The sequence below is a fragment of the Streptomyces sp. NPDC041940 genome (assembly GCF_055589465.1).
The window spans coordinates 38,104-54,304 of sequence record NZ_JBVJBP010000005.1 but is presented as its reverse complement, the minus strand read 5'-3'; the positions used below and the strand labels follow the sequence as shown (position 1 = coordinate 54,304).

Annotated in this window: 12 protein-coding genes and 2 pseudogenes; 5 read left to right on the top strand and 9 right to left on the bottom strand. The window is 70.5% G+C overall.

Going from position 1 to position 16,201, the window contains the following annotated elements; all coding sequences use genetic code 11:
* Window positions 1–237: 237 nt before the first annotated feature.
* Window positions 238–399, bottom strand: coding sequence for a hypothetical protein (locus ACZ6I3_RS11265; RefSeq protein ID WP_469413728.1), 162 nt, complete (start codon window positions 397–399; stop codon window positions 238–240).
* 246 nt (window positions 400–645) lie between these two features.
* Here ACZ6I3_RS11265 and ACZ6I3_RS11260 point away from each other — a divergent pair, with 246 nt between their 5' ends.
* Both ACZ6I3_RS11260 and ACZ6I3_RS11255 read left to right on the top strand, forming a co-directional pair.
* Window positions 646–915, top strand: a complete 270-nt coding sequence (locus tag ACZ6I3_RS11260; RefSeq protein WP_469414071.1) for a flavin reductase family protein — start codon at window positions 646–648, stop codon at window positions 913–915.
* A gap of 107 nt (window positions 916–1,022) precedes the next feature.
* A complete protein-coding gene (locus ACZ6I3_RS11255; protein ID WP_469413726.1) occupies window positions 1,023–1,232 on the top strand; it encodes a hypothetical protein in 210 nt (69 codons plus the stop codon).
* 363 nt (window positions 1,233–1,595) lie between these two features.
* On the opposite strand, the gene ACZ6I3_RS11250 is transcribed toward ACZ6I3_RS11255, so the two are convergent.
* Window positions 1,596–3,962 carry an MMPL family transporter gene (locus tag ACZ6I3_RS11250; RefSeq protein ID WP_469413725.1) on the bottom strand — a complete coding sequence of 789 codons (2,367 nt, stop codon included), beginning with the start codon at window positions 3,960–3,962 and terminating at the stop codon, window positions 1,596–1,598.
* 161 nt (window positions 3,963–4,123) lie between these two features.
* Between ACZ6I3_RS11250 and ACZ6I3_RS11245 the strand changes: the two genes are divergently transcribed.
* Window positions 4,124–4,765, top strand: a complete 642-nt coding sequence (locus ACZ6I3_RS11245) for a TetR/AcrR family transcriptional regulator (RefSeq protein ID WP_469413723.1) — start codon at window positions 4,124–4,126, stop codon at window positions 4,763–4,765.
* 44 nt (window positions 4,766–4,809) lie between these two features.
* Window positions 4,810–5,002: pseudogene (locus ACZ6I3_RS11240) on the top strand (fasciclin domain-containing protein); the annotation flags it as partial.
* Between the two features lie 811 nt (window positions 5,003–5,813).
* Here ACZ6I3_RS11240 and ACZ6I3_RS11235 read toward each other — a convergent pair.
* Window positions 5,814–6,737 carry an NADP-dependent oxidoreductase gene (locus tag ACZ6I3_RS11235; RefSeq protein WP_469413721.1) on the bottom strand — a complete coding sequence of 308 codons (924 nt, stop codon included), beginning with the start codon at window positions 6,735–6,737 and terminating at the stop codon, window positions 5,814–5,816.
* 106 nt (window positions 6,738–6,843) lie between these two features.
* Window positions 6,844–7,239, bottom strand: coding sequence for a MerR family transcriptional regulator (locus ACZ6I3_RS11230; protein ID WP_469413720.1), 396 nt, complete (start codon window positions 7,237–7,239; stop codon window positions 6,844–6,846).
* A 250-nt stretch (window positions 7,240–7,489) separates the two neighbouring features.
* Between ACZ6I3_RS11230 and ACZ6I3_RS11225 the strand changes: the two are divergent.
* Window positions 7,490–7,663 (top strand): annotated as a pseudogene (locus tag ACZ6I3_RS11225) (transposase); the annotation flags it as partial.
* Between the two features lie 48 nt (window positions 7,664–7,711).
* On the opposite strand, the gene ACZ6I3_RS11220 reads toward ACZ6I3_RS11225, so the two are convergent.
* The 5 genes from ACZ6I3_RS11220 to ACZ6I3_RS11200 all read right to left on the bottom strand — a co-directional run bounded on the left by ACZ6I3_RS11220 (window position 7,712) and on the right by ACZ6I3_RS11200 (window position 16,189).
* Window positions 7,712–10,258, bottom strand: coding sequence for a non-ribosomal peptide synthetase (locus ACZ6I3_RS11220; RefSeq protein WP_469414069.1), 2,547 nt, complete (start codon window positions 10,256–10,258; stop codon window positions 7,712–7,714).
* 159 nt (window positions 10,259–10,417) lie between these two features.
* Complete coding sequence (locus tag ACZ6I3_RS11215) at window positions 10,418–11,242, bottom strand: SDR family oxidoreductase (protein WP_469413719.1); 825 nt, start codon at window positions 11,240–11,242, stop codon at window positions 10,418–10,420.
* A gap of 27 nt (window positions 11,243–11,269) precedes the next feature.
* Window positions 11,270–11,980 (bottom strand): thioesterase II family protein, encoded by a 711-nt coding sequence (locus ACZ6I3_RS11210; protein ID WP_469413718.1) that lies wholly within the window; start codon window positions 11,978–11,980, stop codon window positions 11,270–11,272.
* Window positions 11,981–12,023: 43 nt separating this feature from the next.
* Window positions 12,024–12,236, bottom strand: coding sequence for an MbtH family protein (locus tag ACZ6I3_RS11205; protein ID WP_469413716.1), 213 nt, complete (start codon window positions 12,234–12,236; stop codon window positions 12,024–12,026).
* Window positions 12,233–16,189: an amino acid adenylation domain-containing protein gene (locus ACZ6I3_RS11200; RefSeq protein ID WP_469413715.1), complete on the bottom strand. Its 3,957-nt coding sequence runs from the start codon at window positions 16,187–16,189 to the stop codon at window positions 12,233–12,235. Before ACZ6I3_RS11200 ends, ACZ6I3_RS11205 begins: the two co-directional genes overlap by 4 nt.
* Between the last annotated feature and the right edge of the window lie 12 nt (window positions 16,190–16,201).

Sequence of the window (16,201 nt, the reverse complement as noted above, 5' to 3'; positions counted from 1 at the left end):
CGCCGATGCATCGAAGCATGCGCGTCCCGTCCGTGGATTGGGCGGACAGAAACGCGAACCCGGTGCCGCGCAAGACGGTGGAGCTCTTCGCGACACTGTGTGACCGCGCCCCTGTGCCGTCAAGGCTCAGGAGAGCGCGCTCCGACCGGCTCCGACCAGCACCAAGTCAGCCCGTCACCAACTCCGTGCTGATTCCGTGCTGACTTGGCGGGCCAGAATCATGAAAAGGTGCAGGTCCTAGCCGTGATCGAATGAGTTGTCGTACCACTCGATGGTGGTGCCGATGAGGTTGGCCGTGACGATGCGTTTGAGGCTGGCGGGGGGTGGGGGAGCGGTCGCGGGGGAGGACATCGGCACCACTTCCTGCTGTTCGGCGGGGGCGTTCGTGTGTCGCCACACCGTAGGAAGGTGCAGGTCAGAGGCGTATGTGGTGGGACGTCATAGTTGTGGGCGTTGGAGTGCGCGTGTACACCATGAAGGTGCTGACGGGGCGTCGTCCATGGCCCTGATGAGGCCGCGAAGGGTTCTGGACGTAGACGTCGTCCCAGGCGCTGTCGCTCGAACCGCCCATGGTCACGTTCGCCCCGGCCAAGACGTCCACGACCTCGCCGCGGATCCGGGGGCGGGACTTTCGCGGCCAACGTACTGGCCGAGGGACAGGACGCGCTGTGCCGGCAGTTCGCGGTCTCCGGCGGCGACAAGTTCGCCGGGGTCGACCGGCGGGCGGGGCGTACCGGCTCTCCGCTGCTGGCCGGTGCGCTCGCCTGGATCGACGGCGAGATCACCGAGGTGCTGGAGGGAGCCGATCACGTGATCGTGGTGGGCCGTGTGCTCGACCTTGCCGCCGACGGACGGACGGGGCCGCTGTTGTTCTTCCGCGGCCGGTTCGGCGCCTTGGCCGACGGTGCATGCTGAGCCGGCCGCCCAGCATGCACCGGGGAATACTTCTCAGACCGTGGGGGGCCGCACGCCGGGCACAGCGTGGGCACGCCGCGGCGGCGCGGGCCCAGGGCGACATCGAGGTGTTCGTCAACCTCTCCGAGTACGAGCAGTCGTTCATGACCTTCGACAAGATGACCGCGCCGGAGGAAGAGCGGCGTGCGTGGCTCGGCGGACTCGTCGCCAACTGGTCGCCGCAGCAGCGGGCCCATTGGGTCGCCGAGCAGGTGCTGGAGTGGTCCGGCCTCCCGACCGTCAACAGGCGGCCTTCTTCGTCGAGAACCCCATCATGACCTGGCTGGCCCTGGGCTCACTGGCCGACGGTGAACTGCGCCTGCCCGCTACGGCGGTATCACCGACCAACTGGAAACCCTACTCGGACGCCCGCTGAAGACCGTGCGGTGGGCTCTGGAGAACCACCCGCGCATCCGAAAGCTGGCGGCGGCCTGAGCCGCTCGGTGGTCCTGAGCGGTCCCATGACGGCACACCGATCGGCTCGAGTTCGCCGGTGCGGCGCAGGCCCCGCCTCTTCCGGACGCCGACCTGCGTGATGTCTGCGGGCGAAGTGTCGGCAATCGTGGGTCGGTCGTGGAAGGTGGCGACCTGTCCCCCGGGTACCCGGGGGGCGACGCTCGCGGCGCTCCCCCCGGGAGGTCTCACGAAGTGATGTCGGCCCCCTGTGGTGCGGCGGCGTGCGACTGGGCCGCAACGGGACGGGGCAGCGGGATCTTCTGCGCGAGCTTGTCGCCCTCCACGTCGAGGTCCGGCAGGAGGCGGTCCAGCCAGGTGGGTAGCCACCAGGCCTTCTCCCGGGCCAGCGCCATGGTGGCCGGAATGAGTGTCATGCGGATGACGAAGGCGTCGATGAGGATGCCCGCGGCGAGCGCGAATCCGGCCTGCTTGATCATGGGCTGGGCGTTGAAGACGAACCCGGCGAAGACAGAGACCATGATGGTGGCCGCCGCCACGACAACGGAGCCGGCGCGTGCGAAGCCGGTGACGGTGGCGTTCAGCGGGGTGGCGCCGTGGACGTGTGCTTCGCGCATGGAGGTGACCAGGAACATCTGGTAGTCCATGGCCAGCCCGTACAGGACACCGGTGATGATGATGGGCAGCAGGCTGACGACGGGCGCTGTGGCATCCAGTCCGATCAGGGCCTGCAGCCAGCCCCACTGGAAGACGGCTGTGGTGACGCCGAACGTGGCCGCGATGGACAGCAGGAAGCCGAGAGTCGCCGTCACGGGGACCATGACGGAGCGGAAGACCAGGAGCAGGACGATCAGGGAGAGCCCGAGAACGGTGGCCACGTAGAGGGGCAGGACATCGGCGAGCCGGTCGGAGACGTCGATGGCGAGGGCGGTGAAGCCGGTGACACCGATCTTGGTGCCGGTGGCCTCGCTCATCCGCGCACTTTCGTCCCGTACGGCGGTGACGAGGTCTTTGGTGGCGTCGTCGTTGGGGCCGCTGCCGGGGGCGAGTGTGAGGATGGCCGTGGTGCCGGCGTTGTTCATCCCCGCCAGGGAAACGGAGGTCGCGCCCTTGACGTCCCTGAGATCGGCGGTGACCGCTGCGAGAGTCGCCGGGGTGAGCGCACGTCCCTCGGCGGTGGAATTGACGGCGATCATGAGCGGGCCGTTGTAGCCGGGCCCGAAAGCGTCACTGACCAGGTCGTAGCTCTGCCGCTGCGCGGTGTCGGAGTTGTAGCTGGCGCCGGAGGGCAGGCCCATCCTCATATCGGCGGCGGGCACCGCCAGGATCACGGGGACCAGGAACGCGGCCGCGAGCGCCGGGTACTTGTGGCGGATCAGACGAGCTCCCCACCGGGTCGCCCGCGTTGGGCAGGGGCGCTCGGCGCCGGCCGCCCGCTCCTGCGCCCGGCGCCGTGCGCGGGCGGGGCAGATGCGCTCCTTGACCAGCCCCAGCAGTGCCGGCAGCAGGGTCAGGACGAGCAGGACGGCGATGGCGATCGTGGCGGCGGCGACGATCGCCATGGTGCTGAGCAGGGTGATCCCGACGACCAGGAGCCCCGTGAGGGCGATGATGACGGTGCTGCCGGCGAAGAAGACCGCGCTCCCGGCCGTGCCGATGGCGCGGCTGGTCGCCTCGTGCGCGTCCAGGCCGTCTTCGAGGATCAGCCGGCGTTCCCGGTTGACGATGAACAGGGCGTAGTCGATGCCGACGGCCAGCCCCAGCATCAAGGCGAGGACCGCGGCGAGCGAGTGGATCTCGAAGACGGTGGAGAGGGTGAAGGCTCCGCCCACGCCCACCGTGACGCCGACCAGGGCGATGACCAGGGGCAGGCCCGCCGCCACGACCGACCCCAGGGTTACCAGCAGGACGATGGCCGCCACGACGACGCCGACGATCTCTCCGACGCCGACGACCTCAGGGATCTCCATCATCGACGCGGACGGCAGGACCTCGAGGCCGCCGCGGGCGGCTTGCCGCTCGGCGGCCTCGACGGTGCTGTCGATGGTCCCGGAGGGAAGCTCGTACGTCTGCTCGTCGAACTGGAACTGCATCAGGGCCGCGGAGCCGTCGGCGGCTACGACGATGCCGGGCACGGGCCGTCCGTCGACCTGCAACGGGACAGGTGTCCTGCCGGGGGACGGCTGTCCCGCGGCCTGGGCAACCGCTGCCTGCGCCAGCAGCAGCGGGCTGCTGTCGCCCTTCGCGGCTTCCTTCGCGAGAGCCTTTCGGACATCGACGACGTGGTCGTGGCCGTAGACGGCGTCCAGGGCCGCCAGCAGAGCACCCTGGACCTTCTCGTCGCCGATCCGGGCACCGTCCGGCGCCCTGAAAACCAGCATGCCCTGCCCCCCGGACGCCTCCGGCAGGGACCTGGCCAGATCGTCGATGACCTGCTGGGACGGGGTGCCGTCAATGCGCACCTCGTTGCTCAACTTGACCGGAGCAGCCACCAGGAGCCCCACCACAGCGGCCACCACGGCCAGCCAGCCCCCGATGACGTACCAGGGTTTGCGGTAGGCGAACCCTCCCAGCCGGTACAGCAGAACGGACACAGCTCTCTCCCATCGTCAGGCGTCTTCGTGGGTCCCGCAGGCGGCACCGACACGAGGTGAGAGAGTACTACCAAAGCGATAGTGGACTATCAAAGCGATGGGTGGCTATCGGTCACCCCAAGGGCGGATAGGCTTCATCGCAGAGCAGGAAGGAGCCATAGATGGCCGGCACCAAGGGCGACCGGGCCCCGCGACGCAGAGTCGACGCACGCTCCACGATCGAGCGCATCACCGCCGCCGGACGGACCGTCCTCGGTACGGGCGAAGCCTCCCTGGAGCAGATCGCGGCCGAGGCCGGCGTGGGCATCGCCACGCTCTACCGCCACTTCCCCAAGCGCGAGGCCATCGTCCGGGCCGTCCTCCACGACATCCTCGAAACCGACCTGCTCCCCCTCATCGACCGCGCCGCCGAGGCCCCTCACCCCCGCCAGTCCCTCCAGGACATCGCCACGCGCCTGCTCGACCTGATCGCGGAGGAGAAGGGGCTGGTCACCTTCGCGAGCAACTTCTCCGATGTCGCCGTGGACGCCATTCAGCGCTTCAGTGAGTCGTTGCACCCCGTGTTGCTTCGCGCGCAGCAACAGGGCGAGGTCCGCCACGACCTCACCGCGGAAGACATCCCGCGCTTTCTGGTCATGGCCGTCGCCGGGCTCGCGATCCCCGGCACTGCACCCTCGATGCGAGCCCGTTTCATCGCTCTGCTGTTCGACTCACTGAACCCCGCCAACGCGACCCCCCTGCCCCCGCTGCAACCTGGAGAGGGCGACCTGCGCACCGCGGTCGGCAACATCGCACACACCTGACCCGAAGACCGCCCGCCCCGCACACTCGTGTTTCTCTGTGCGGCGTGGGCCAAAAGCTCGTACCCCAGGACCAGGAGAAACGGCTCCTTCGGCACCCTGGAGAAGTCCAAGCCGACCACGTCCGGCTCCGGCGAGTCCTCCACCGTCAACGACTCCGCCAAGGTCGTGTGCGGCAACGTCAAGCTCGCCAACGCCAACGTGTACATCATCGACACCGTCCTCGTGCCCACCAGCTGACGACAGGTCAATACCGCTGGACAGCCGCCTCAAAGCGGGCCCGCAGCCCCCTCCACCGCGACCGGCGGGCCGCGAATGCCGATGCCGCCTGTCTGTTCAGCGCGGGCGTGACCAGACCTGCCCCCCTGGGGGGGAGAGAGAGACGCCGTCTGCCGTTCGCGGCTGTGGTGCGCCGTGGCGGGGCCGGACCAAGCCGCCGGGCCGACCGCTACGGAACACCGGTGGAACCGGTAGAACCCGCAGAGAACGAGCACGTCCACAGGAGGAAAGCCCGGATGGCAGAGCAGGGCAGCCATTTTCGGTCAGGTGGAGAGCGGGCTGAGGAGCCTCCTCGGTCCGGGCCCCGCCCTGGAACCCGGCTGCACGCCGCTCTGCTCCAGGCCATCAGTTCGGCCTGGAGCGAGGCCAGGCTGACCCGGGGGACCGTCGTTCTTGGCCGCCTGCGCCAGCGCCGCAGCTCGGCGAGGGCCGTCGCCGTCGTACGCCGCAGCCGGAGCGCGATGCCCTTCACATCCTGCGCGAGGGCGGCTTCGACACCGTCGATGAGGCGCCGCAGTGGTGCGAGGACCGGCTCACCGGCGAGGCCTGCCCGCTGCCTCCGGTCCGCCCGGCAGCCGCAGCCGGCCGCCCGACCGGCGTGGCGAAGGCCCCGGCTCCGCGCCCTCCCGGCCGCTCGCGCTGACCGTTGTCGGCGTATGCCTGAACGTGCTCAACCCCGTACCGGTGAACGTGCTCAGTTGATGGTGCGCTGACCACGGGTTCTCGTCAGTCCGCAATGGACCGTCGACGGCGTCAGGCGGCCGGGCACTTCTCATGCCACCTTGATGACAACCTTGCCCGAGGTGTGACCGTTCTCGACGGTGGCGAGGGCGGCCGGGGCGTCGGAGAGCGGATGGACCGCGGTGATTACGGGTGCGAGGAGTCCGTCGAGGGCCAGCCGGGCCGACCGCTCCAGGTTCTCGCGGTCGACGCGACGCTCGACGAAACGCCCACCGAGATCGGGCACAGACATATCACCCACAGCGATGACGTTGCGGGGATCCCGGGCCAGCGGAGCGACCGTCCGCAGCGAGGTGCCACCGACCAGGTCGACGATCCCGTCGAAGCCGTCCGGAACCAGCTCGCGTGCCGCGGCGGCGACGTCCTCGGCCGTGTAGTCGATGAACCGCACCCCGATGGCTTCTGCGTGCTCGCGTTTGGCGGTACTCCCGGTGCCAATCACATGCAGCTCGCGCCCGACAGCCAGCCGGGCGACGGCGAGGCCGACCCCGCCCCCGACCCCGTTGACCAGGACCGTGGAACCGGCCGGGAGGCCGAGCTGGTCGAGCACGTCCACCGCGGTCGTCCCGGCCACTGGCAGCGTTGCCGCCACGGTCGCGGACAGACCCTCCGGAATGCGCGCGGTGTTCGACGCGGACAGCACCGTCGTCTCGGCGTAGGTGCCACCACCGGTGAGGGCGAAGCCGAAAACCGCGTCACCTACTTCGAGCCCTTCGACGTCCTCGCCCCGGGCGAGAACCGTTCCGGCTGCCTCCATGCCCAGCACGCGGGGAAACGGACGCCCGCCGTCGAGCCCGTCGACCAGACCCGAACGCAGAAGGTGGTCGAGGGGATTCACGCCGGCGACGTCGACCCGGATCAGCACCTCGCCGCGACCGGGGACGGGATCGGGACGATCGAAGAACTCCTGTACCTCGGGCCCGCCATTACTGTCGAAACCCCACGCCTGCCCCATCTTCCGCCGCCTCTCGTATGACCGACCCGGTGATTCCGGGTGCTGTCGCCATCCTCACCTCTGACATTGATGTAAAGGGCAAGCGGCTATGGCGCAGATCACAGCATCAGGCCGACGGCGCCACCGGTTCCGGGTCCGTGGACAGCTCCGCCCGGTGCCGACTGTTGGCCTTGATCAGCACGTCGAGTGCATCCCGGGTCTCGATCAGGTGCGCGATGTCGGCGTCGATCCGGTCGCGCTCGCGCATCATCGCCATGAACGTCTCCTCGGCGACGCCCAGGTCACCCGGGACGTCCACACACGGCAGCACAGTCGCGATCACCCGGCTGGACATACCCGCCTCGAACAACTGCCGGATGAGCGACACGCGCTGGACCGCAGCATCGGAATAGTGACGCTGCCCCGCGTCGGAGCGTGAGCTGGTCAGCAGGCCCTGCTCTTCGTAGTACCGCAATGAGCGCGGACTTGCGCCCGTGCGCTTGGACAACTCGCCTATCCGCATCCCTGAGAGCCTACGCCCGCGTGCTCCAAGGTCAGGCCGCCGGCAAGTCATAGACGCTCGCGAACACCCCCACGGCCGCAAGGTCGTCGTCCCGGTCCCACGGCTGAGCACTTTCGTCTGTACACGCATGAGCACTTTTCTCGGTAGGGCTGACGGTCCATGATCCCTGCGGTACGCCAAGTGCATGAGGTATGCGCTACAAGACCGGCGAATCCTCACGGCTGATCTACCGCCCCTGCCCGGACGCCCGGCCCGACGGCAGCTCGGCGGCCCGATCGTGCTGGTCTGGGACAACCTCAACACCCACCTCACCGCCGGCATGCGCCGCTACATCGCCGACCGCGACCGGCTCACCGTCTTCCAACTGCCGCCCTACGCACCCGACCTCAACCCGGTCGAGGGCATCTGGCCCGTCCTACGACGCACACGGTCTCTTCTCTTGCCGGGCTTCGCGGACGCGAGCGGGTGCAGGTCAAGCGTCCACCGCGTTGAGGCTCGTGATCGTGGCCCGGATGGTCGGGTTGCGGTACAGCTCTCGTAGACGCAGGGAGGGCAGGCCGCGGGCGCGCAGGGCGGCGCCGATGCGAAGGGCGAGGAGGGAGTTGCCGCCGAGTTCGAAGAAGTCGTCATCATGGCCTACGGGCACGCCGAGGACTTCGCTCCATATCTCGGTCAGGTGTTCGGCGAGGGTGTCGGCTGGGGACTCACCACCGTTCGTACTCGGGACGGGCTCGGGGAGTCGGGACGCGTCCAGTTTTCCGTTGGCGGTGAGAGGGAGGGTGTCCAGGGCGGTAATGGTGGCGGGGAGCATGAAGTCGGGCAGGAATCCTGCAGCTCGTTGGCGGATCGTCCGCGTGTCGCCCTCAGGGTGGGACAGAACCACGTAGGCGTCGATTCTGGCTGTGGACGCGTCGGTTGGGTCGTCGTGGCGGACGAGGGCGGCAGCGGTGCGTACGGCGGGGTCTTCCAGGAGGATGGTTCGGATCTCGTCGAGTTCGATGCGGAAGCCGCGGATCTTGACCTGGCTGTCGATGCGGCCGAGGTGCTCGAGGCGGCCGTCGGGGCGCAGGCGGCCCAGGTCACCGCTGCGGTACATCGTGCCGCCTGATCCGTCGGCGAACGGGTCCGGGACGAAGCGCTGTGCGGTCAACTGCTCCTGGCCCAGGTAGCCGAGTGCCACTCCCGCACCTCCTACGCAGATCTCGCCCGCCACGCCTGGGGGCAGCAAGCGGCCGGCCGGGTCCAGTACGTACAGGTGCCAGCCGGGCAGGGCGTGCCCGACGGAACGGGTGGACGTCAGTGCCAGCCGCCGGTCGAGGGTCTGCTCAGTGACATGGACGGTCGTTTCCGTGATGCCGAACATGTTCACCACTCGGCAGGACCGCTCCGGGTGCCGGTCGAACCAGGGCAGGAGCATCCGCGTGTCCAAGGGTTCGCCGCCGAAGACGATCAGGCGTACCTCCAACTCGGAGTGGTCCTCGTTCAGCAACTGCGCGAAGGCCGACGGGGTCTGGTTGAGGACGGTGACCTTCTCCCGCACCAGGAGGTCGCGGAAGCTGTCCGGCTCACGGGAGACGAAGTGCGGCACGACGACCAGTCGTCCTCCGGTCAGCAGGCAGCCCCAGATCTCCCACACGGAGAAGTCGAACGCGCTGGAGTGGAACCACGTCCACACGTCGCCGGCGCCCAGCCCGTACTCGTCACGCGTCCCGTCGACCAGAGCGATCACGTTGCGGTGCGGTACGACGACGCCCTTGGGGCGGCCGGTCGAGCCCGAGGTGTAGATGACGTACGCCGGGTCGTCGGGGGAGGGGGAGGGTAGGGCCTCCTCTGTGGGAGCCGGGGCGAGGAGGTCGTCCGGTGTCACCGGTATGCAGCCTGGGACTTCCGGGGAGGGCGACAGCCGGGTGATCAGCACCCCCAGTTCCGCGTCCCTGGCCGTGTGGGCGAGGCGGTCGCCCGGGTAGGCCGGGTCGATGGGTACGTAGGTCGCGCCCGCCTTCAGTACGGCGAGCAGGGTGACGACCAGTTCGGCCGAGCGGTCCAGACAGACGCCGACCCGGTCGCCGCCGCCGACGCCGCGGGCCCGCAGACCGGATGCCAGCCGGGTGGCGCGCTCGTCGAGCTCGCGGTAGGTCACGTGCGTGGCGCGGTCCGTGAGAGCGATCTGGTCTGGTGTCGCCGCGGCGATCCGGTCGAACGCCTCCGGCACGCTGGTCCGGCTGGTGGTCAGGGACCGGGGCGGGCGGCCCAGTGCGACCGTGCGGGCGTGTTCGGAGGTGTCGAGCAGTTCCACGTCGTGGAGCAAGGTTCCCGGGTGTTTCATGACCTGCTGGTGTACGTGCGCGAGATGTCGGACGAGCTGTGCGGCGATCTCAGCAGAGATGTGGCTGCCCAGGCGATCGCAGCGCAGCTTCAGGCCGCCGCTGTCCCGGAAGACCGACATGGTCAGCGGGAACGGGGGTGCGAGACAGGGCACGTACTCGGTCTCCGGGCCGCCCTCGGCGGCGAGGGCCGAGTCGTCGAACAGCAGGCCCGCGAGAGCGGGGCCCGTGTCGGGGGAGGGCTTCGACTTACCCAGTGTGGCGGCCGGTTCGACGGTGTACACGCCGTCGTCGGTGGCGATGCGTGGTGGGGTGTCGGGGTCGTAGCGGCGCAGAGTGACGGCCAGTGCGGTGAGCCAGCTCGCCTCATCGCCCGGATCGTGGCCCAGCGGGAGGGTGTGGGATGTGCCTTGGCCTTCGTCGCCACCCAGACCCCAGGCAGGAGGAGGTGCCGGTGCGGGTGACGCGGCGGCGGGTCCAGGACGGTGCTCTGCGGCCTCACCGGCCGCGAACTGGAGGAGGGCCTTGCGGTCGAAGCGGCGGCGCGGAGCGACGATGATCAGGTCGGACACGCCGTCGGCGTAGCGCAGGAGGACGCTGCGCGGAGTGTCGCCGCTCGGGCGGGCGAGTTCGACGGTGCGACGGCGAACGGCGAGGGGGTCCGCGGAGGGTGCGGGGATGTCCTCGACCCACATCCCCGGTCGGCGGGAGTCGGCCCTGGGGCCCGCCCCCGTGCGGACGCGCAGCGCGTGGCAGTGGGGCGCGGACGGGAGGGGATCGGGCAGCGAAGCGGGCACGGGCCGTACTCCTTGTCGTTCCACGGCCGTACGCCGTGTCGTCTTGGCGTTCGGGGCTCAGTGGACGGTGAATCCGCCGTCCACGGTCAGTACCGAGCCCGTGATCTGCCGGGACTCGTCGGAGGCGAGGAAGACGACCGCGGCGGCCACGTCCTCGGGTTCGATCAGCGCGTTCATCGGCTGGGCCTCGACGAAGGTCTTCTCGTGCTCGTGCACCGGCACCTCCAGCGCTCGGGCGATCTCGGCGAGCATCCGGCCCTCGGCCCCCGCGTCGTCGCGCACCGATCCGGGGCAGACGGCGTTCACACGCACCTTCCTGGGCGCGAAGTCGAGCGCGGCGGCCTTCGTGAGACCGACCACGGCATGCTTGGCGGCGACGTAGCCGGCGAAGTGGCGGTAGCCGACGAGCCCGGCCGTGGAGGCCACGTTGACGATGCTGCCGGCGCGCCGGGCGCTCATCGCCCGGCCGACCTCGCGGATCACCCGCCAGGCGCCGGAGAGATCCACGTCGATCATCAGGGACCACTCGTCCTCGTCGATCTCGTGCACCGGCTTGCCGGAGGGCGCGGCGATCCCCGCGTTGTTGACGGCGACGTCGATCCGGCCGAACCGGTCCTCGGCCCGAGCTACCGCCGCCCGCACGGCGAACAGGTCCCGTATGTCGGCCTCTGCGGTCAGCACCGCCGCCCCCGCCTCCCGGCACAGCGCGGCGGTGTGTTCCAACTGGCCCGGGGTGCCCAGGGGGTAGGGAACCCCGGGCAGGTCAGCGCAGATGTCCAGCAGCGCGAGGTCGGCGCCCTCGGCCGCGCAGGCGACCGCGGTGGCCCGGCCGAGGCCGCGGGCGGCGCCGGTGACGAGGACTGACTTGCCGTGCAGACGCATCGAATACTCCTTGCCGGGGGGCCGGTCCTAGACCAGCCTCGACACGATCACGCGGATCAGGTCGGGCGCGGACTCGGTCAGATACATGTGGCCGCCGGGCAGCTCGACATGGGCGAAGTCGCGGTCGGACGCCTTGCCCCATGCCGCCGCGTCCTCGTGACTCACCAGGTCGTCCTGCTCACCCCGAATCACCGTGACGGGCGCGTCCAGCGGCAGGCGGGTGCTGCGGACGTATGTCTCGTGCATCTCGACGTCCGCCCGCAGGGCGGGCAGCAGCAGTTCACGCATGTCCGGGTCGTCGAGTGCGGGATGGCTGTACCCAGCGAACTCGCGGACGCGCGCGAGGAAGTCGTCGTCGGACAGTCCGGTGGCTCGTCGGGTTCGCCCCTGATCGGGTTCCGGCGAACCGCTGACGAAGAGGTGCGCGAGCTCGATGCCGGGCTCGGCCGTCAGCCGGTGGGCGAGTTCATAGGCGAGTACGGCGCCGAGGCTGTGCCCGAAGAGCGCCACGCGGGCATCGTGCTCACCGAGCCTTTCCCGCAGTTGGGGCATGAGCCCTTCCACGGCCCGGTGCACGTCCTGGTACGGTTCCTCGTCGATCAGCCGCTCCCGGCCCGGCAGTTGAAGGGCCACGATCTCCAGCGAGTCCCCGGCCGAGGCGGTCCAGGGGCGGTAGAAGGAGGCGCCCGCCCCGGCGTGCGGCAGGCACACCAGCTTGATGCTGTCATGCGTGGTCATGGGTGTGCGTGTCTCCTCGGGAGTCGGTCGGTCGTGCGGTCACTCACTCGCCCATGGCCTCGATCAGGCTCGTGGGGCGCATGTCGGTCCAGTGCTCGTTCACGTAGTCCACGCAGGACGCGCGGCTCGCCCGGCCGTGCACGGCGGTCCAGCCGGCCGGGACCTCGGCGAACGCGGGCCACAGGGAGTGCTGGCCTTCGTCGTTCACCAGCACCAGGTGCTCGATGGTGTCGTCGTCGAAGGGGTTGGTGGTCATGGTCGGTTCCTCCTCAGGTGCAGATGGGTGTCCACTACCGGGCCGATGCGGTCCAGTGCCGCCGGCCGGGTCAGGTCGCCGTGGGCGCAGGGGACGTCGTGGTTGTCGACGTGCCCTGCGACGTACGGCTGCCAGGTGCCGTGCCGGGAGCTGACCGCTCCCGGATCGTGCGCGGCGGTGAAGACGAGCAGGTCGCCGCGGTACGAGGTGGGGGCGAACTCGCCGAGCAGCCGTCCGTTGTTGGCCGTCACCTCGACCAGCGCCGAAAGTTCGGCGTCACCGAGACTGCCGGCCATGTCGGGTACGCCGCGGACCAGTTCCGCGAACCGCCGGTCCGTGAGCGGCTCGTGCGTGGCCTCGGTCCCGGGCAACGGGCGGCCGAGAATGGTGAGCAGGTTGCGCAACAGGGCCGGGCGGTCGGAGGAGGCCGGGCCTTGCCGGATCCAGGCGCCCGGAAAGGCATCGAGCAGGGCCAGGAGCGCGACTTCCTCTCCGGCCGACTGGAGGGCGACGGCCACCTCGTAGGCGACGAGGCCTCCCATCGAGTAGCCGAGCAGGTGGTAGGGGCCGCGCGGCTGGATCCCGCGGATGTGGGCGGTGTGCTCGGCGACCGCCTCGGCCAGGGTGTCGGCCGGCGTCTGTCCCGGTATCAGGCCGCGGGACTGCAGGCCGTACAGCGGGCGGTCGGGGGAGACATGGCGGGCCAGACCTGCGAAACCCCAGGCCAGGCCGGAGGCCGGCGGAAGGCAGAACAACGGCTCGCGGTCGCCTCGGGTGCGCAGGGGAAGCAGCGGGCCCAGCGGGACGGCAGCTCCCGATTCGTCGGTGGCGTCGGCCAGTTCGTGGGCCAGCCCTGCCGCGGTCGGGGTGTCGAAGAGCGCGCGCAGGGGCAGTCTGACGCCTAGTTCGGCATGGATGCGGGCGGTGAGGCGGGGCGCCAGCAGAGAGTGGCCGCCGAGGTCGAAGAAGCCGTCGTGGACGCCGACCTGAGCTCGTGTCAGGTTCAGGACCTCCGCGATGATGTCGCGCAGTCTCTCTTCCCGTGGGGTTCGCGGGGCGGTCTTCGTGGTGAGCGGCCCGGCCGGGGCGGGCAGCGCTCGGCGGTCCAGCTTGCCGCTCGCGGTGCGGGGCAGAGCGTCGAGCGTGACGAACGCCGAGGGGATCATGTGGGCGGGGAGGGGACGGGCGAGGTGGAGGCGAAGGTCGTCGGCGGGCACCGATTCCGTGGCGGCCTCGCCCGGAACGACGTACGCGACCAGTTGCTTCTCGCCGCGCCCGTCCTCACGTACCGTCGCCGCCGCCTCGGCGACGGCCGGGTGCGTGGCGAGTACGGCCTCGATCTCGCCGAGCTCGATGCGGAAGCCCCGGAGCTTCACCTGCTGGTCGGCCCGGCCCAGGAAGCGCAGCAGACCGTCGGGGCCGCGTACCGCCAGGTCGCCCGTGCGGTACAGGCGTGCGCCGGGTTCGCCGAAGGGGTCGGCGACGAAGCGCTCGGCCGTGAGGCCGGGGCGGCCGAGATAGCCCCGGGCGGGGCCGCCGCCCGCCACGTACACCTCGCCGACGGCTCCGTCCGGCACGGGGTGCAGCGCGTGGTCGAGAAGGTGGACGCGGTTGCGGGCGAGCGGACGGCCGATGGGCGGACCTGCTTCGGCGCCGGGAGCGCCGAAGCCCGGGTCGACGTCGGACTGCCAGGCGGTGGCGTAGACGGTTGCCTCGGTGGGGCCGTAGAAGTTGACCAGCCGCGTGCCGGGGAAGGCGGCCTCGATGTCCGCGCGGAGCCGCTCGGGGATCGGCTCGCCGCCGAGGGCCACCGTGTGCGGGGTGACGGCGGGGCCTTCTGCCAGCACGGTGGCCAGGACCGTGGGGACGCCGCTGATCAGGCCGGCGTCTCGGCGGGTGCCGTCGGTGAGCACGAGGAGGTTCTCGACGATCTCGAGACGGCCACCGCACAGCAACGGGGAGAAGATCTCGAACACCGATACGTCGAAGTTGAGCGACGTGGAGAACAGCACCTCGGCCAGCCGGTCGGGACCGAACGCGGTGTGCGTCCACTCGACGAACTCGACCGCGTTGCGGTGCGTGGCCAGCACACCCTTGGGGCGGCCGGTGGAACCGGAGGTGTAGGTGATGTAGGCGAGGTTGTCGGGCCGTGCCGCGCACTGGCGGCGAGGGGGAGCGACCCTCGGATCGTCCGCCGGCGGAGCGTCGAGGTCGAGCGTCGGCGTGTCCTCGGGCAGTGCCCCGGCCGCGGCGGAGGTGGTGAGGACGACGATCGGGCGGGCGTCGGCGACGATGTACGCCAGGCGCCCGGCCGGGTAGGCGGGATCGAGCGGCAGATAGGCGGCACCCGACTTGAGCACGGCCAGGACGGCGACGACCAGTTCCGCCGTACGGGGCAGCGCGATGCCGACGACCCGCTCCGGGCCGGCACCGAGGGCGATGAGCCGTTCGGCCAACCGCTCTGCTCGGGCGTCCAGTTCACCGTAGGTGAGACGCGTGTCGCGATCCCGGTCGAGTACGGCTTCGGCGTTCGGGGTGGCTGCGGCCTGCGCCGACCAGAGGTCGGTGAGGGTACGGTCCGCGGGCGGCCCGAGTTCCGGGCGTCGGGGGAGTTCGTGGGGCGCCAGCAGGCCCAGCCGGCCCTGAGGAAGCTCCGGCTCGGCGGCCATGGCCTCCAGGATCCGCACCAGCCGGGCGAGCGTGGCCTCGGCCCAGCGGGTAGTGAAGAGACCGGGGCGGTAGGCCAGCCGGAAACGGGGCCGGGGGCCGGGCAGGGCCACCAGGGTCACGGGGTAGTGGGTGGCGTCGCGCCCACTCGATCCGACGAGGCGAAGCCGGTCACTGTCAGAGGCGTTGGGCTGACCGCCGTCCCCTGTCGCCGCTGGATCCACCGGATAGTTCTCGAAGACGACCAGGGTGTCGAAGAGTTCCGGGACCCCGGCCGCCCGCTGGATGTCGGCCAGGCCGAGGTGGTGGTGGTCGAGGAGGTGGGCGTAGCCGTCCTGGACCTCGCGGAGCAGGTCGCGCAGCGGGCTGTCCGGGCGGAGCCGGACGCGGGTCGGGATGGTGTTGATGAAGAGGCCGACCATGGACTCGACACCGGGCAGTTCGGGCGGGCGGCCGGACACGGTGGCACCGAAGACGACGTCGTCGCGTCCGGTCAGCCGGCCGAGGAGGATCGCCCATGCGGACTGGACGAGCGTGTTCATGGTGACGCCGAGACTCCGCGCGCGTGCCGTGAGCGCGGCCCCGGTCTCGGTCGACAGCTCTGTTCGTACCTGGGCCAGGTCATGCGCGCCGGGGGCGGCGTTCGGTGCCAGCCGGGTCGGTTCCGTCACGCCGTCCAGCGCGTCCCGCCAGGCGGCTTCGGCGGCGGTTCGGTCCTGGCGCTCCAGCCAGTGGAGGAAAGCGCGGTACTGCGGTGCGGGCGGGAGCGCTGCCGGGTCGCCGTCGGCGGCGTACAGGGCGAGCAGTTCCCGAAGCAGTACGGAGACGGACCAGCCGTCGAGCAGGATGTGGTGGTGGGTGACGAGCAGCCGGTGACGGTGCTCCGAGACGCGGGCCAGGGTGCACCGCAGCAGGGGAGGGGTGGCCGGGTCGAAACCGTGCTCCCGGTCCCGGTCCAGCAGCTCGGTCCATGCCTTCTCCGGGTCGGGCCCCGTCTCGGTGAGATCGGCTTCCGCCCACGGCAGCGTCGCCCGGCGCGGCACGACTTGTACGGGCTGTCCGCCACGGCGCCGGCGGAAGGCGGCCCGCAGGTTCGGGTGACGGCCCAGCAGGGCCTGCGCGACGGTGCGAAGGCGCTCGGGGACCACGGGCCCATCGAGTTCGAAGACCAACTGCACGACGTACACGTCGGCGGCGTCCCGTTCGTGCTCGTACAGAGCGTGGAAGAGCAGACCCTCCTGGAGCGGGGTGAGGGGGAGTACGTCGGCCAGCGCGGGCTGTGTCATCTGGTTCTCTCG

Excerpts from the sequence above, each read along its gene's own strand:
- ACZ6I3_RS11200 (WP_469413715.1), bottom strand. The coding sequence starts at position 16,189 with ATGACACAGCCCGCGCTGGCCGACGTACTCCCCCTCACCCCGCTCCAG.
- ACZ6I3_RS11235 (WP_469413721.1), bottom strand. The coding sequence starts at position 6,737 with ATGGGGCAGGCGTGGGGTTTCGACAGTAATGGCGGGCCCGAGGTACAG.
- ACZ6I3_RS11220 (WP_469414069.1), bottom strand. The coding sequence starts at position 10,258 with ATGTGGGTCGAGGACATCCCCGCACCCTCCGCGGACCCCCTCGCCGTT.
- ACZ6I3_RS11210 (WP_469413718.1), bottom strand. The coding sequence starts at position 11,980 with ATGACCACGCATGACAGCATCAAGCTGGTGTGCCTGCCGCACGCCGGG.
- ACZ6I3_RS11215 (WP_469413719.1), bottom strand. The coding sequence starts at position 11,242 with ATGCGTCTGCACGGCAAGTCAGTCCTCGTCACCGGCGCCGCCCGCGGC.
- ACZ6I3_RS11230 (WP_469413720.1), bottom strand. The coding sequence starts at position 7,239 with ATGCGGATAGGCGAGTTGTCCAAGCGCACGGGCGCAAGTCCGCGCTCA.
- ACZ6I3_RS11245 (WP_469413723.1), top strand. The coding sequence starts at position 4,124 with ATGGCCGGCACCAAGGGCGACCGGGCCCCGCGACGCAGAGTCGACGCA.
- ACZ6I3_RS11205 (WP_469413716.1), bottom strand. The coding sequence starts at position 12,236 with ATGACCACCAACCCCTTCGACGACGACACCATCGAGCACCTGGTGCTG.